This is a genomic window from Leifsonia sp. Y878 (assembly GCF_057669685.1).
Genome location: NZ_JBYHFS010000001.1, coordinates 458798 through 473908, shown reverse-complemented (window position 1 = coordinate 473908; position 15111 = coordinate 458798). Strand labels below are relative to the sequence as shown.

General features: G+C 62.4%; 15 protein-coding genes. 4 read left to right on the top strand and 11 right to left on the bottom strand.

All coding sequences use genetic code 11. The features are described 5' to 3' along the window. Positions 1-28: 28 nt before the first annotated feature. From AC25Y4_RS02195 to AC25Y4_RS02165, 7 genes are all read right to left on the bottom strand, one after another. Positions 29-1039, bottom strand: a complete 1011-nt coding sequence (locus AC25Y4_RS02195) for a CPBP family intramembrane glutamic endopeptidase (protein WP_488118731.1) — start codon at positions 1037-1039, stop codon at positions 29-31. A 124-nt stretch (positions 1040-1163) separates the two neighbouring features. After that, on the bottom strand, positions 1164-1418 hold the full coding sequence (locus tag AC25Y4_RS02190) for a MoaD/ThiS family protein (RefSeq protein WP_488118730.1): 255 nt from the start codon (positions 1416-1418) through the stop codon (positions 1164-1166). Then, positions 1411-2514: a GTP 3',8-cyclase MoaA gene (moaA, locus tag AC25Y4_RS02185; RefSeq protein ID WP_488118729.1), complete on the bottom strand. Its 1104-nt coding sequence runs from the start codon at positions 2512-2514 to the stop codon at positions 1411-1413. Before moaA ends, AC25Y4_RS02190 begins: the two co-directional genes overlap by 8 nt. 94 nt (positions 2515-2608) lie before the next feature. Further along, complete coding sequence (gad, locus tag AC25Y4_RS02180; protein WP_488118728.1) at positions 2609-4000, bottom strand: glutamate decarboxylase; 1392 nt, start codon at positions 3998-4000, stop codon at positions 2609-2611. A gap of 122 nt (positions 4001-4122) precedes the next feature. Continuing rightward, the gene (locus AC25Y4_RS02175) at positions 4123-5910 is read right to left on the bottom strand and encodes a molybdopterin-dependent oxidoreductase (protein WP_488118727.1); all 1788 of its coding nucleotides are present in this window, start codon (positions 5908-5910) and stop codon (positions 4123-4125) included. Between the two features lie 129 nt (positions 5911-6039). Continuing rightward, positions 6040-6780 (bottom strand): DUF4386 domain-containing protein, encoded by a 741-nt coding sequence (locus tag AC25Y4_RS02170; protein ID WP_488118726.1) that lies wholly within the window; start codon positions 6778-6780, stop codon positions 6040-6042. 115 nt (positions 6781-6895) lie between these two features. Next, complete coding sequence (locus AC25Y4_RS02165; RefSeq protein WP_488118725.1) at positions 6896-7618, bottom strand: DedA family protein; 723 nt, start codon at positions 7616-7618, stop codon at positions 6896-6898. 154 nt (positions 7619-7772) lie between these two features. Between AC25Y4_RS02165 and AC25Y4_RS02160 the strand changes: the two genes are divergently transcribed. The 3 genes from AC25Y4_RS02160 (at position 7773) to AC25Y4_RS02150 (ending at position 9375) form a co-directional block, all read left to right on the top strand. Further along, on the top strand, positions 7773-8279 hold the full coding sequence (locus AC25Y4_RS02160; RefSeq protein ID WP_488118724.1) for a flavodoxin family protein: 507 nt from the start codon (positions 7773-7775) through the stop codon (positions 8277-8279). 124 nt (positions 8280-8403) lie between these two features. Then, entirely contained in the window at positions 8404-8868 is a 465-nt protein-coding gene (locus tag AC25Y4_RS02155) for a universal stress protein (RefSeq protein WP_488118723.1), read from the top strand. Positions 8869-9126: 258 nt separating this feature from the next. Further along, on the top strand, positions 9127-9375 hold the full coding sequence (locus tag AC25Y4_RS02150; RefSeq protein WP_488118722.1) for a DUF6458 family protein: 249 nt from the start codon (positions 9127-9129) through the stop codon (positions 9373-9375). 120 nt (positions 9376-9495) lie between these two features. Here the strand turns inward: AC25Y4_RS02150 and AC25Y4_RS02145 are convergent, their stop codons facing one another. The 4 genes from AC25Y4_RS02145 to AC25Y4_RS02130 all read right to left on the bottom strand — a co-directional run bounded on the left by AC25Y4_RS02145 (position 9496) and on the right by AC25Y4_RS02130 (position 13730). Continuing rightward, on the bottom strand, positions 9496-10527 hold the full coding sequence (locus AC25Y4_RS02145) for a DUF2804 domain-containing protein (protein WP_488118721.1): 1032 nt from the start codon (positions 10525-10527) through the stop codon (positions 9496-9498). Next, positions 10527-11384 carry a carbohydrate ABC transporter permease gene (locus AC25Y4_RS02140; protein WP_488118720.1) on the bottom strand — a complete coding sequence of 286 codons (858 nt, stop codon included), beginning with the start codon at positions 11382-11384 and terminating at the stop codon, positions 10527-10529. The genes AC25Y4_RS02145 and AC25Y4_RS02140 overlap by 1 nt, the downstream gene beginning before the upstream one ends. Continuing rightward, on the bottom strand, positions 11381-12175 hold the full coding sequence (locus AC25Y4_RS02135) for a carbohydrate ABC transporter permease (RefSeq protein WP_488118719.1): 795 nt from the start codon (positions 12173-12175) through the stop codon (positions 11381-11383). Before AC25Y4_RS02135 ends, AC25Y4_RS02140 begins: the two co-directional genes overlap by 4 nt. Before the next feature lie 181 nt (positions 12176-12356). After that, a complete protein-coding gene (locus tag AC25Y4_RS02130) occupies positions 12357-13730 on the bottom strand; it encodes an ABC transporter substrate-binding protein (protein WP_488118718.1) in 1374 nt (457 codons plus the stop codon). 190 nt (positions 13731-13920) lie between these two features. Between AC25Y4_RS02130 and AC25Y4_RS02125 the strand changes: the two genes are divergently transcribed. Then, positions 13921-15054, top strand: a complete 1134-nt coding sequence (locus tag AC25Y4_RS02125; protein WP_488118717.1) for a LacI family DNA-binding transcriptional regulator — start codon at positions 13921-13923, stop codon at positions 15052-15054. Positions 15055-15111: the final 57 nt, after the last annotated feature.

The following is a 15111-nucleotide window of genomic DNA, read 5'->3' as shown; positions in this document are numbered from 1 at the left end:
CGGCCGGTTTCCCGTCAAAAAACGTGCGCTACCGAGCGACGGTCGCCGCCGCACGCGGCCCTCGCACGAGGTGCGGCTGCTTCTTGAACTGGCCGGTGACGACCAACAAGCCGATTGCGACGGCCATCACGATCCACGCAACCAAGCCGAGGGGTCCGAGCACGACAGGGTCAGCGTTCGAATTCACGGCAATGACCAGCGCCAAGAATCCGGCGGCAGCGTTGAATGCACCGTGCGCGAACACGGCTGGCCAGATGGAGGCCGTACGCAGGCGCAACCACCCGAGCAGCACGCCGTAGAAAATGCACCCTGTGATCATCATGGCGACACCCAGAAGATTCGGCTGGCTGAAGTTGTACCCAAGCAAAATCAGCGGGCTGTGCCAGATACCCCAAAGCGCTCCCGTTATCACGAGGGCTGGCCAGGTTCCGAGCGGCAGCAGGCTCGGCAACAGCCAGCCTCGCCAACCGATCTCCTCGCCCAGTGCGAACAACCCATTGAAGACCGCGGCGATTGGCACCAGGAGGAGCTGCAGCAGTACCACTGTCCCCACCGAGACGGAGAGCGGGTCTGCGCTCACGGCACCCAACGATGCCGCGAACCCGGAGAACTCAACGAGATCAAGCTGGACGAGGCCGAGTGCTCCAGCCAGGAACACGGCCGCTACGACTATAAGGATGCTCCCGAAAATGCCGACCACAGTCATCCCGATGGTGCGACCGGCCGGTCGCAACGGCCACAGCCCAAGATATTCGGCGGTGGGCCGCGGCCGCGGCTTCTGCACGAAAAAGACGACAACGAGCGTAGCCAGGAGCGGTGTGAACATCATGGCCGGCAGCAGCAGTCCGGCCAGCGGGTTACTGAGCCCGTCTCCGGAGACCCAGAGGGGTAGCACGACCAGCCAAGCCAACCCACATGCGAGAATCGCGAAGACGATGACGGCTCGCCACGGCACGCGAGTCGGCCACTCGAGTGCGCCCGTTGGTGAATCGTCCAGGGCGAAGTCCTGTGACGCAGCGGTGGGGGGCGTTGCCCTCATTGGCTACTCCTTAGTCGTGCTGGTTGGTACTGCTTGGTTGGTACTGCTGATGTGACAGGGATTGTTGGGCACGTTGTTTGCGGCTCCTGCACGCAGGAGGTCGCACGGTGTGGGCGCAGCAGACTTAGCCGCCGGCAAACGGCGGCAGCACGTCGACCGTGGCCGAAATGGCCCGGGATGGATCCCGGCAGACGACGGTATCCACGAGGAACGATCCTGAGCGCATCACGCGCGCCATTGCAGCGCCATAACGATCTTCGAGGTCAGCGCGGAGCGCGCCAAGCGTGGCATCCGTCAGCGTCAGCTGCTCCTCTTCGCGGCCGGCAGCCTCAGCGGCAGCCGCGAAATAGCGCACCCTGACAGTCGTTGATTCAGCCACCGATTGCCCCCATGCTCCGTTCCGGCGGTACGAAACCGCTGGCGTTGATTCCGTGTCCGGCTTGTTTGCCCCACATCGCTCCCCGCCAGTATCGCGCGATCTCGGCGTCATCGCCGCCGCCGCGCAGGAGCGGGCGCAGGTCGGTCTCGTCGTCACTGAACAGGCAGGAGCGCACGGTGCCCTCAGCGGTGATGCGGGTGCGGTCGCACGCCGCACAGAAAGAGCGGGTGACGGATGCGATGATCCCCACGGTTGCAGGTCCGCCATCGACGAGCCATTCCTCGGCGGGCGACGACGGGTCGTCCCTGCCCACCTCAGTCAGGGCGAATCGCTCCCCGAGCACATCAAGCAGTTCCTGCGCGGGGACCATATTGTCGCGTGCCCAGTTCTGGTCGGCATCCAGCGGCATCTGTTCGATGAAACGCAGCTGGCAGCCCTCGAGGAGGGCCCATTCGAGCAGGTCGACGGCGCCGGGAAGCGTTTCGCGCATCAGCACGGCGTTCAGTTTGAGTGGAGTGAGTCCTGCGGCGTGTGCGGCCCGGATGCCGGCCATCACAGCGGGCAGGCGGTCGCGTCTGGTCAGCGATGCGAAGTGATCGCGGTCGACAGTATCGAGCGACACATTGATCCGGGTGAGACCGGCAGCGACGAGTCCGGCGACGCGGTGGTCGAGCCCGATGCCGTTCGACGTGAGCGACAGGTCGATGCCTGGGGCGGCATCCGCACACAACTGAATGATCTCGGCAAGGTCTGCGCGCATCAAGGGCTCCCCGCCGGTGAAGCGCACTTCGCGCACGCCCAGGTCGTGTACGCCGATGCTCACGAGGCGGGCGATCTCGGCGGGGGTCAGCAGGTCGTCGCGCGCAATCGCAGGCAACCCTTCCGCCGGCATGCAGTACGTGCAGCGCAACGAGCACTTCTCGGTGAGGGAGATCCGCAGGTCGCGTGCCACGCGACCAAAACGGTCAACCAGCCCCGCGGTATCCGGTCTGCCAACCATGGTTGGGGCCACACTGCCGACCATGGCTGGAGCCACACCGGATGCCGGCGCATCACTGACGCGCTGGGTGGGCAATCCGAGGTTCACGGCGGGCACATCCTTACCCTAGACCGCACGGGTCGATACCTGCCCAGTCAATAACTGACCAGTCAAAACTTGCCCAGTCAACACCTGACCAGTCAACGCCTGTCTAGTGGTGGAACCCGGGTCGCTGGCCCTCAGCCGGCATCGGGCTCGACAACGCGTCGAGGAATGCGGTCTCCTTCTCGATGTCGGCAAGAAGTTCGGCGGCAATGTCCATGCTCAGTCCGTTGCGCACGACAATTCGCTGCACCGTCTGGTCGGCCAGGTTGTCGGGCAGCGGATACGCCGGAACCTGCCATCCCTTCATCCGCAGTCGGTCGGAGAGGTGGTAGAGATTCCAGTTGGCTGTGTGGCCGGGCTTCAGCTGCCAGGCGAAGACCGGAATGTCGGATCCGTCGCTCCACAGCGTGAATGCGCCGATCTTCGCGACGCCGGCGGAGAGGAACAGTGCAACATCCTGCGTCTCCTTCTGGACGGCCGTGAACCCCTTCATGCCGAGCCGCAGGAAAAGGTAATACTGCAGCAGCACCTGGGCGCCGGGGCGAGAGAAGTTGAGGGCAAGCGTCGGCATGGTTCCGCCGAGATAGCTGACGTTGAAGATCAGTTCCTCAGGGAGGTACGCGCGATCACGCCACACCACCCAGCCGAGTCCCGGGTAGACCAGGCCGTATTTGTGTCCGGAGGTACTGATGGAGTGCACGCGGTCGACGCGAAAGTCCCAGAGCAGGTCTGGCTGCAGGAAGGGCGCGATCATGGCACCGGATGCCCCGTCGACATGAATTGGAATATCGAGGCCGGTCTGCTTCTGAATGGCGTCCAGCGCTGCGGCGATTTTCAGCACTGGCTCGTATACGCCCGTGTATGTGACACCCATGATGGCGACGACACCGATGGTGTTCTCGTCGACGTACCTGTCGAGCTCGAATCCGTCGAGCATCTGGTGCTCGGCGCTGACCGGCACATAGCGAGCCTCGATCTCGAAGTAGTTGCAGAACTTCTCCCAGACCACCTGCACGGCCGAACTCATCACGATGTTGGGCTTGTCCGTTGACGCTCCCGCTGCACGCCTGGCAATCTGCCAACGCCGTTTCAGGGCGAGCCCGCCCAGCATGCAGGCCTCCGACGATCCAATAGTGGATGTCCCGATCGCCGCTTCGGCGTCTGGCGCGTTCCAGAGGTTCGCGACCATGCGCCAACAGTTCTCTTCGACCGCCGCTGTCTGCGGATACTCGTCCTTGTCGATCATGTTCTTGTCGTAGGACTCTGAGTAGAGCTTGTTGGCCTGGTCGTCCATCCACGTCGTCACAAAAGTCGCGAGATTCAGGCGCGAGTTGCCGTCGAGCATCGTTTGGTCGTGCACGACCTGGTACGCCGTTTCCGGCAGCATGCCTTCAGCCTCGAGCCGGTGCCTGGACGTGATGGTGGCTTCGCCCGGCCGTGCGTACGACGGCGTTTCGTCGTCGGTTCCGAAGCCGCCGCTTCCCGTGGATGCTGTCATGATCCGTGTCCCTTCCGTGCGGGCGACGGCGCGAGGAATCGGCGAACCCCGAGCGTGACGCCGTCTGACAGCGACCCTAGTCACGCACGCGCATTCGGCCTAGGCCTGAAAAATACCGACCGTCAGATCGACTGGCGATAGCCGAAGAACTCATGGTCGTTGTTGTAGCCGCCCAGCCCTCCGCCCACCTCAGAGAAGTGCTCAACGAACTCGATGCCCTTGATCCATTTCACCATTTTGAACCCGAGCTCCACCTCGTTGCGCAGGCGAAGCGGGGCGCCGTGGCCAAAGGAAAGCGCGTCGTCGTTCATGTCGTAGGCAAGCATCGTCAGTTCATAGCTCATGTGCTCGATGGGCTGCGCGTCGTAGTAGAGGCCGCCATCCGGGCCGACCGCGAACGAATAGAAGATGACCCACTTGGCTTCTGGCTTGGGCTTGACGACATCGAGGATGGACTGCATCGAAACCCCTCCCCACTTCGCGACCCCCGACCAGCCCTGGATACAGAAGTGCTGGGTGATCTGCTCGTGGTACGGAAGTGCGCGCAGCTGTTCCAGACTGAGCTCGACAGGGTTCTCGACCAGACCGTTCACTCGCACCGTGTAGTCAGCGAAGGCCCCGGCCTCGAGCTCTTTGTATTCTTCGGTTTCGGGGTATTTGCCGTTGTGCCAAAAGTACGGGGAGATGTCTTTCTCTGTGTATTGGCCCGGTTTGGAATCGATGTGCTCAAACAACCTCTCGAACGGCCCGATCAGGGCGGAGCCGGCCCTCTGCACCACGCGCGGATGGCGGTACGTGAATGGAGTTGCGGCTACCCAACCAACGATGACGACCACCATCGACGCTGCGAATATCCAGAACCCAACCCACGACTCGTCGTCCCGTGACGCATACATGTGGTTGAGGTTCTGCAGTGCACCTGTGGTCAGCACCAGGGCAACGTGGATGACGATGAACAGGACGAACCAGCACAGCACGAGGAAATGCAGCGAACGCGCGACCTGGATACTGAACACCGAGCTGATCGCGCGGAAGCGGGTGGACAGGGCTGGTGACATTCCGAGCCCGGTGAGCAGCGCTGCGGGAGCTGCGATGAAGACGGTCACGAAATAGGCGATCAACTGCAGACTGTTGTAGTTGACCCAGCCCGATTCCAGTGGCCAGTCCAGGGAGAGGTACTGGATCGCGACGGACAGTGAGTTCGGGATGACGTCCCAACTGAGCGGCACCAGTCGCATCCATTGCCCTGTCGTGAAAATGAGGATGTAGAAGACGATCCCGTTGAGCAGCCACAGTGTGTCGATTCCGAGGTGCCACCAGCGGGCCAGACCGATGGAGTGGCGGCGCCCGGGAAGTCCGACACCGTCGAGGAGGGTGATCGAGTCCTGCTTCGCCGTGTACAGGGGATCGGCCGGCACAGGCTTCTGCACGCGAAACCAGTCCTTGCCTGGTGTGGAGTGCCTGGTCCAATAGAACCGCGGGTGGTCGGCGATGATCGTGACCCCCGAGCGGATGATGAAGATCATCAGGAACAGGTTGAGGAAGTGCTGCCAGCCCAGCCACGCGGGGAAGCCGACCGGCGCGCCGGCCGGGAGCGGAGACGCGCCCGGATACTGCCGCATGAAGTCCTGCACGGCAGGGAGGTCACGGATGCCTCTGGCCACCGCGATACCGATGACCAGGAGGAGCAGTCCGAGCGGAATCAACCACAGCAGATTGAACCATTTATCCTGCCCAATCCTCACTCGAGGTGCGACCCCGTATTGCGCAGGGAGATGCCCGGCCCAGTCCTCGTCGACCGCTGTGTAGCGCGTGCTGTCGAGCTCGTCGCGGAAGCTTTCTGTCACCCCCGGCCCGGCGTCGGCGGCGGGAACGTGCTGATCTTTCGGGTCGTCCAGCGGCGTGTCCATGCCGCGGAGCCTAGCAACGCGTGCGCACCAGGGCTACGATCGCCCGGGCGCACGCCGCAGAACGAGCACGACTCCGGTCGTTGCTCCTTGCGCAGGCGCTGCGACCGCTCAGGCGGTCGCTATCCCCGGTCAGGCCTCGCCGTCACGGAATGCGCGTGGTGCGCCAGTAGCGATCATCCCGGCTGTGATCGGGGACGGCCTGAAGCCTTTGACGACCAGGTAGACGCCCAGCGAGAACTCCCACGCCGCGATCGGAAGCGCGGCGAGCCCTGCCAACGCTGAGGCCCGGTCGATGACGCCGAATATCGTTGCGATGAGGGCAACGAAGAGCACGCCCGCCCCGACGAATCCCAGTATCGGGAGAAACCGTGGCACAAGGCGCGACTGGTAGAGCAACGAGCCGAGCAAGAGGGCGTTCACGATCGGCATGAGACTCTGCCCGAGGAAGAACCGCTCATACTGCGCGACCAGCGATTGCCCGGTGATCAGGGCATCCGCTCCGACCCCTGCCCGCCGCAATGTCACCAGCGACAGGAGGCTGACGGCGCCGGCGAAAATGGTGCTGGCTTCCAGGATTCGTGATCCGACGAAGCCGAGGGCGACCGCCTCATTCTGCCTCTTGACCACGGGGAACAGCACCACAGCTGTGCCGATACCGGCGAGCGCCACAATGATTTCGAGAAGCGCCCCGACAACGGTAGCCGTGTCAGGGCCCGGACCGACGATGTAGTTCGGGTCGTGCACCGGAACATAGAGAAAGAGAGTCGGGATCGAGACAAAGGTGATCAGGTACAGGATGCCCGCGACAAGCGCAGTCTTTCGCAGCGAGGTCATCCGGACTTTAGCTGGCGGCGTGCGGTCGGATGCCATGATGTCTCCTTCACGGATCGCGAACGCTACTTCAGATTTTCACGACCGCGCTGTGCCGAACACTACGCCGGGTGCGAGACCAGAGACACCGGCAAAGACAACGCTCCCGTTTCGGTCAGCTTACCGGCTCGCGGTCAGGGATCGAGGCGGCAACAGCATCCGCTTCGGCCGCATCTGCGGCAACGGCGGCGGGGTTCTTGCGGCGCTTGACACTCGCGAGGGCAGCCTTGCTGAGTTCCAGCAGGATCGGGATGCCTGAAAGGAGCACGATCGCGATGATGAAGTACTCGGCGTACTCGGCGACGAAGTCGATCTGGCCCAGGAAGAATCCGACGAGAGTCAGGCCGACACCCCACAGGAAGGCGCCGACGACGTTGTACGAGACGAAGGTGAGGTAGCGCATCCGGCCCACGCCGGCAGCAACCGGCACAAAGGCACGGAACACCGGCAGGAAGCGCGCCATGATGAGCGCCTTCCCGCCGTGCTTCTCGAAGAAGGCATTGGTGCGCTCAACGTTCTCCGGGTTGAAGAATCGGCCCGATTCGCGTTTGAAGACCGCAGGGCCGGCCTTGCGTCCGATGTAGTACGCAAGCTGGTCGCCGGCAAATGCCGCGATGAAGACGACCGCTGCCGTTACCCAGATAGGAACATCCACGAACCCGGTCGCGGTGAGAAGCCCAACGGTGAACAGGAACGAGTCGCCAGGCAGGAACGACAACACGATGAAGCCGGTCTCAATGAAGATGATGCTGGCCACTCCGAGGAGCACAAACGGGCCAAACCAGCGAATAAGCGAGTCGGCGTCGAGGATTTCAAGTCCGGGAATGCTCGTGAACATAGAGAAGTGGCTTTCGTCGAGGGTGTTGGCGGCGGATCACCAGCTTTTGATTGTGGCAGGTCTCGCCTGAAAGCTCCCGGTGCGAGCGTCGCAGAGGTTCCCTGTAGCCGAACAACCGCCTAGCCTTACCGCAACATCCGACGAATGGAGAGACATGCGCGCGCTCGTGGTCTACGAAACGCTGTGGGGCAACACCGAGCAGGTAGCGCGGGCGATCGCCACCGGCTTGAGCGATGCGATGAACGTTGAAGTCGTCGACTCCGATGCTGCGCCGAAGGATGTGGACACCTACGATCTCGTGGTCGTTGGCGGGCCCACCCATGCGTTCTCAATGACGCGAGCCACTACGAGAGAGAACGCTGTCGCCCAGCAGGGGGCCCCACGCGCGCCGACGCGTGGCATCCGGGAGTGGCTCGTTGACGTGACCCCGCCCAGCAGTGCCATACCGGCAGCCACCTTCGACACCAGGGTGGACAAGCCCCGGATGCCTGGTTCTGCAGCCAAGGCCGCCAAGAAGGAGCTCAGAGAACTCGGCTTCATCATCGCCATCAAGCAGGAGTCATTCCGCGTGCACGGCTACGAGGGTCCACTCATCGACGGAGAGCGCGATCGCGCCGAGCGGTGGGGCCGCGACCTCGGCGCAATCATCGCAGGGCGATAGGCCGCACGCTGTGCTCCCCTCCCACTGCCGCTGCGCGGCGACCGACGGAACTTTCGCCCCTGAGCGACACTCTCCGAGATTCGTAGGATCAAAAAACGCCCGCAAGTTATGAAGGAGCGACGCAATGAGTGATTTCCAGCTGCCCAACGAGGTACCGAACCTGTATGCCAGCATCGTCGTCGGGATCGACGAATCGGACGGGTCGGTGCGGGCCTTGCAGCACGCCATCGAAATCGCACAAAAATTCGGGTCAAGCGTTGAAGCGGTGTCCGTGTGGAACTTTCCGGTGTCGTATGCGCCGCTTCCCACAACCTGGCACCCAGACCGCGACGCCCAACATGCCCTGCAGGAAGTCAGCGACACAGTCCTCGGACCCGAGTGGCCAAGCTGGTACACAGCGCGGGTACTTCAGGGGTCCCCCGCCGATGTGCTGGTGGCGCGGAGCGCGACCGCCGACCTGCTGGTCGTCGGCAGTCGAGGACTGGGCGGATTTTCTGGCCTGTTGCTTGGTTCTGTCAGCTCACAGGTTGCCGAACACTCCGCGTGTCCGGTGCTGATCGTTCATCGCCCCACGAACAAGAACACGTGACGACACACCTGTAAACAGCGTCGGGGCGCTCATCTGCACGCCCGGCGACAGATGCCGTCGCACTGCCCCCATCGCACGTCCATCGCGCAGGTCAGCCACGGCCGCTGCATCAACTCGGCTATGCTCGGCACGGGAATTATCGGCTCGCCACTCCTGTCACGGGCTCACGCGGACAAAGTGGGCGATGACCGGCCATTCCTGAGTCAACAGCATGACCCATCGCACAGCATGACCCCACTGAAGTAGAGGAGTAACACGATGAGTATTGGTTTGGGAATCTTCCTGATCGCGGTCGGCGCGATCCTCACGTTCGCCGTCAATGTCTCGGTCGAATGGGTGGACCTCGACTTGATCGGGTACATCCTCATGGGTGCTGGCCTCGTCGTCGTCATCATTGGTCTGGCCCTCCTCACCCGAAAGCGACGCTCAGTTGTCACCAACCGGAGCGGCGTTGACCCGGCAACGGGCGCCCGCGTCGAGACGGCCGAGCGGAACGACACGCTCTAAAGCATGAACGCGAACGGGGGAGGGCAACCGAAAGTTGCCTTCCCCGTTCGCGTTAAGCCACGAGGTGAGCCTGGCCATCCAGATCTGCCTGGCCATCCAGATCAACGGACGGATGCCGGGTCACCAGCGACGCGCGACGTCCTCCACGTGCCCGTAGACGTTGTCGAACGACACGACCTCTCCGCTCTCCAGCGTGATGTCGCCCGAGAAATGTCCGTAGCAGGTATCCGCTCTGGCCATGATGATCCAGCGATTGAACATGTTCCTGAAGTGGTGGACCGGTGTGAACGTCACGTTCACCGTCGGCCCGGTGATGCTCCAGGGTTCGAGCCAGTGTGACGGATCGTAGGTCCATTCCAGGTCGTCACTGATCTTGTGGAGCTCGCCGTCCCGCCGCAACCAGTTCTCGGTCGACCCCGTGCCATCTGTCCATTTACCGCCGAACTGGAGACCGATGTCGTGGCCGAGGCTCGAGCCACTCCCCGAGCCCCAGTTCCAGAACGTGCGATACGGCCAGCGACCGCGCCCGTGATCGTGGGTGGCACTGGTTGTGTCTGGCTCGAGCCGATATTTCACGCCGTCTATCACCATGGTGCCTTCCACTCGCAGGCAATTGTTCTTGCGCGTGTACTGGAATGTGCGCCTGCTCCACGGCACAACGACACCCATTGACTGGTGGTCCTTCGGTTCGAGCACCTGCACGTCCACCTGGATTCGCTCGGATCTCGCATGCAGGGCTGTGCCGCGACTGTTGGCGGTCAGCTCAACCACGGTACTTCCGCGTCGTCCGCGCGCAACCGATGCACCGCTCGGATCCTGCAGTCCGCCTCTGCGCGGGAGCCAACGGTTGCCTCCCTGACGTATTTCGTCGAATCTCACGCGATCCATCACCGTTACAGAGACATTCGCTCGATAGTCATGCTGCGAGATGTTGAGCGCCAGAATGTGGTCGGGCGTCGTGATCGCCCAGTACTCAAATCTTTTGTTACGCCCCCAGCCCCGCAGATTCGTGCGATGGAGTGGACGGCGGGTCCACCCCACAGCGGCGGGGTTCAGCGAACCGTCTGACAGACACAGGTCCACTGGCTCAGTGATCTCGCGCTCTCGACGAAACGGATTCGGATTCAATTCGGGTGAAACCACGTCGTACATCAACCTTTCGTGGCGCCTTCGGCGAGGCCCCTGATCAACCACTTCTGAACGAGCAAGGCGAACAGCACCATCGGAATGACGGTGAGGGTTCCGGCGGCTGCCAGAGCTCCCCAGTTCGCTCCGTTGTCGGTATCTGCCGCCATACCCAGGACAGCCACCGGAATCGTCGAGGCCTTCTGCCCCGTCAAAACGAGTGCGAAGAGCAGCTCTTCCCAGCCGAGAATGAGACTGAAGATGAACGTCGAGATGAGCCCGGGAACCGAAATGGGAACGATGATCCTGAAGAACGTTCCCAGCCTCGAGCATCCGTCGATCATGGCCGCCTCTTCGAGTTCTCGCGGAAGCGCAAGGAAGAAGCCACGCATCAGCCACATCACGTACGGAATCATGAAGGTGCAGTAAGCGAGGATCAGCGTGAGGTGCTGATCGAGCACACCGAGATTGCGGGCCACGATGAACAGCGGCACCGCCAGGGCGATCGACGGAACACCACGCGAGGCGAGGATCAGCACACCGATCGTGGCTGCACCTCGGATCTTCAACCGTGCCAGTGCGTACCCCGCCATCGAGCCGACCAGTAGCGAGATGATGCTCGCGCCGCCGGCAATGATGACGGTGTTGAGCATCCGCTCTGGAATATCGGCATTGGCGAGCGGCGCAAAATACTGCTGGAACGTGACGTCGAAGAAGAAGGTCGGAGGCGTGGTGAAGATGTCACGCTGCTTCTTGAGCGAGGTGAGCACCATCCAGAACACCGGGAAGAGGAACAGTGCGCACACCACGACACCGGACCAGATGTGAACTGACCGACCGATCTTCCGTCGGCGGCGCTGCGGTGCGGCTAGTGAAGCGCTCACAGGCGATCCTCCATTTTCTTGCTTACAGACAGGAATACAAAGGTGAGCGCCATGGTCAGAATGAGAACAATGACGGCCATTGCGGATGCCTCGCTGAACTTCAGTGACTGGAATGCCTGTTGGTAGATGTACAGGTTGACCACGTTGGTGGCTTGGCCTGGCCCGCCGTTCGTTGTCGTGAGCACGATGTCGAACATCTTGACCGCACCGAGCCAGCGAACGACGAAGGTGGCGGCGATGATGGGAGCGAGCAGCGGAAGCGTGACCGACCGCAGCGTCTGCCACCAGTTGGCCCCGTCAACCCTCGCCGCCTCGAAGATGTCTTTCGGCAGTCCGAGAAGTGCCGCCGACGCGATGAGTGCGACAAACGGCGTTGATCGCCACGTGTCGATTCCGACGATGCTGATCATTGCCAGTGCCGGATCTCCGAACCAATCCAACGGGGGAATACCGAACAAACCGAGGAACCAGCTGATCACGCCCCACAGCGGGTCGAGCATCATCTTCCAGATTCCGCCTGACACCACTGGTGCCACCACCATGGGGATGAGGAAGAGGGCGCGAACGACGCCGCGCCCTCTCCATGCTGCGTTCATCAGGAAAGCGATGCCGAAGCCCAACACCATCTGGAGCGGAAGCGCGAGCACCAGGTAGATGCCGGTGATCACGAGAGAGTTTCCGAAGTTCTCGTTCTCGAACACACTCGTGTAGTTGTCTACACCGACCCACTCCGACGGAGTGAAGGTGGCCAGATCCAGTTCGGAGAAACTGATCTGGATCGTATAGAACAACGGGTACGCGAGAACCGCGGCCAGAAGCAGTGTTGCGGGGGTTAAGAACGCCCACCGACTTCCGAAGTCCGCCGCTCGTGCGCGACCGGCCGAGAAGGGCCGTTTCAGCGCTCGGCGCCTTTCGCGTTCCTCCCGTCTCTGTTCGGGAGCCTTATTGCGAACGATCTGTGAACCCATGGCGCTACTTCAGCAACTTCTTGATTTGGTCGCTTGCCTTCTTCAGCGCGTCTTCTGCGCTGACCTGGCCATTCACAGCGGCGCTGGTCTGGTCGGCGAGAATCTCCTGGATCGCGTTGGACTGTGGTGACCTCGGACGCCACATGTCGCCAGCTTCCGCCGCCACAAATCCCTCTTGAATAGCGGCGAACACGGGAACCATCCACTCCTGCTCTGGCGCGGTGGACAGGGTTGATTCACGAGCAGGGAACGAGCCGAGGTTGTTGACGGCCCAGGATTCACCCTTCTTCGAGCTCATCCACTGCAGCAATGCCCATGCCGCTTCCGGGTTTTCGCTCTTCTTCACGACGGATCCGCTCCAGATGCCGCGGTGCGTGCTGGCGGACTCGCTGCCGGCTGGCATGGTCTGGATGCCGACCTGATCTGGAGTGAGAGTCGTCACATCGGGGTCTACCGCTGCGCTCTTGAACGCACTCCCCCAGGTGAAGACACTCGCGACCTTCCCTTGGCGGAAGGCGTCAAGCGGCTCGTTGTAGTTATAGTTCGTCGCGCCGGCAGGGGCGTATTCGAGCAGGTCAACCTGCGTCTGCAGCGCCTCGATGCCGGCTTTGTTGTCGAACGTGGGGTTCATTTCGTCATCGAAGAGTTCTCCACCGTTTGAGTCGAGAATCGTCTGCCAGATCGTGGGCGAGAGCGGATCGCGCGCCCACGTCATTGCGTTGGCCCACGAGTCGGTCGCGCCGTCCCCATCGGTGTCCTGCACCAACTGGGGTGCCTGCTCGATGAAGGTGTCCCACGACAGCTCTGGGGTCGGTTCGGCCACGCCGGCATCCTGGTACAGGGTCTTGTTGTAGAACATCAGGAGAAGATTCGACCGCAGCGGAACGCCGTACTGCTTGTCGTCCCACTGGCTCGCAGCCAGCGCCGCGTCGTAGAAGTCGTCCCAGTCGTAGTTCGCGTCAGTCCAGTCTGCGGCTTCGGCCTCGAGGTCGAGCAGGCCACCCGTCGCAGCAAGTTGCGGAGTCCAGGGGTCGTCGGTGATCAGGATGTCGTGCTCAGGCGATGCACCGGTCAAGTCGAGTACGCCTTTGGCCAGGAGATTTGAGTACGGAACCCCGTCGACATCAACCTTGATGTAGGGAAAATCCTTGTTGAACTCTGGGACGAGCTGGTCTTGCCACGCTTTCGCAAACGCTTCGTTTGCGAGAACTCGAATCTCGACGGGGTTCTCGGCCGTGCCGATTCCGCCGCCGTCGGTGCTGGTCGTGGTTCCGCCGCCGCTGCAGCCTACGAGCACCAGCGCGGCCGCGGTCGACATGGCGAGTGCGCCGATCGACCGGCGATACCGCCGGGGTGCCCTCATGGACGTGTGCGTCATTGCATCCTCTTCTCTGAGACGTTCATCGTGTGCGAAGTCGCCACATGACACGCGTAAACGCTGCGTGTCCGCAACAGGGCAGCCCCAATGTTGCAACGTGGAAACAAACTGCTAGTTAGGTACTAAACCAGACGCCCAGAAAAATTGCAACGTGGGAACATTTGGGTCATCTCGTCTATAGACTGGGGCCATGAGCGAGGGCGACGGCGAGGCGGCAGGGAAGTCCAAGCGGCCCAGCATCAAGGATGTGGCCGCTCTCGCCGGCGTGTCATGGCGAACGGTGTCCAACGTCATCCACGGGCATCACTACCTCAAGGCTGAAACGAAAGCGAAGGTGGAGGCGGCGATCGCCGAGCTGGGCTATCGCCCGCAGCTTGCCGCGCGGCAGCTTCGGAGCGGTCGCAGCAATCTGGTGACGCTTGCCGTGCCCTATCTCGCGCACCCGTACTTCGCCAGTCTCGCCCATGCCGTCGTCGAGGCCGCAGAGGAGCGCGGGTTCACCGTCTTGGTGAACGAGACTCGAGGTCTCCCCGAGCTGGAAGAGAAGGTGGCGCGCGGGTATCGCAACGTGCTCTCAGATGGGATCATCTTCAGCCCGCTCTCGCTCGGGGTGGATGCGATAGTCGCAATGCGTGACACGACGCCTCTCGTGCTCCTGGGCGAGCACACCCTCAACTCGAAAATCGACCACGTCTCCGTCGACAACGTGGGTTCGACGCGCGAAGCGACGCAGCACTTGATTGATCTCGGCCATAAGAAGATCGCCTTCCTCGGCTACCTGTCGCAGGGGTCTCTCGGAACAGCAGACCTGAGGCTCGAGGGATACCGGCAAGCGCTTCAAGCCGCGGGCCTACGAGAAGAATCACGGCTGATCATGGGCTCCCCAGACGACGCCGCGCCCCTCGAATTCGCGGTAGGTGCTGAGAGCGACTACTCACGCGAAGAGGGATTCGCTCGCGCCGAGCAGATGCTGTCGACCATCGACGATATCGACGCCATCGTCTGCGCAAACGACCTGCTCGCCGTCGGCGTGCTCCGGCGATTCCATCTCAGCGGCATCCGCGTTCCCGAGGATGTGGCCGTGGTGGGCTGGGACAACACTCCAGAAGGCGGCTTCTCCTCCCCCACACTCACGACAGTCGCACCTGACATGCAGGCGATTGCCCGGCACTCCGTCGAGGCTATCCAGCGGCGTATCGACAACCCAGACGCGCCAGCGGCAGGTTACGTAGCCGGCCATCGCCTCGTCGTGCGCGAGTCGACAGCCGGAAGCAGCCCGGGGCGGCAGGGTGGGCCTGCACTGAAACAGCCCGCGGTCCAATGACCCCGATCTGCCCGATGACATTCTCCTTCATTGAGCGTTTCGCCGGTCCTTCAGCTG

Coding starts and splice junctions, on each gene's coding strand:
- AC25Y4_RS02195 (WP_488118731.1), bottom strand. CDS start 1,039: ATGAGGGCAACGCCCCCCACCGCTGCGTCACAGGACTTCGCCCTGGAC.
- gad (WP_488118728.1), bottom strand. CDS start 4,000: ATGACAGCATCCACGGGAAGCGGCGGCTTCGGAACCGACGACGAAACG.
- AC25Y4_RS02175 (WP_488118727.1), bottom strand. CDS start 5,910: ATGGACACGCCGCTGGACGACCCGAAAGATCAGCACGTTCCCGCCGCC.
- AC25Y4_RS02170 (WP_488118726.1), bottom strand. CDS start 6,780: ATGGCATCCGACCGCACGCCGCCAGCTAAAGTCCGGATGACCTCGCTG.
- AC25Y4_RS02165 (WP_488118725.1), bottom strand. CDS start 7,618: ATGTTCACGAGCATTCCCGGACTTGAAATCCTCGACGCCGACTCGCTT.
- AC25Y4_RS02160 (WP_488118724.1), top strand. CDS start 7,773: ATGCGCGCGCTCGTGGTCTACGAAACGCTGTGGGGCAACACCGAGCAG.
- AC25Y4_RS02155 (WP_488118723.1), top strand. CDS start 8,404: ATGAGTGATTTCCAGCTGCCCAACGAGGTACCGAACCTGTATGCCAGC.
- AC25Y4_RS02150 (WP_488118722.1), top strand. CDS start 9,127: ATGAGTATTGGTTTGGGAATCTTCCTGATCGCGGTCGGCGCGATCCTC.
- AC25Y4_RS02145 (WP_488118721.1), bottom strand. CDS start 10,527: ATGTACGACGTGGTTTCACCCGAATTGAATCCGAATCCGTTTCGTCGA.
- AC25Y4_RS02130 (WP_488118718.1), bottom strand. CDS start 13,730: ATGACGCACACGTCCATGAGGGCACCCCGGCGGTATCGCCGGTCGATC.
- AC25Y4_RS02125 (WP_488118717.1), top strand. CDS start 13,921: ATGAGCGAGGGCGACGGCGAGGCGGCAGGGAAGTCCAAGCGGCCCAGC.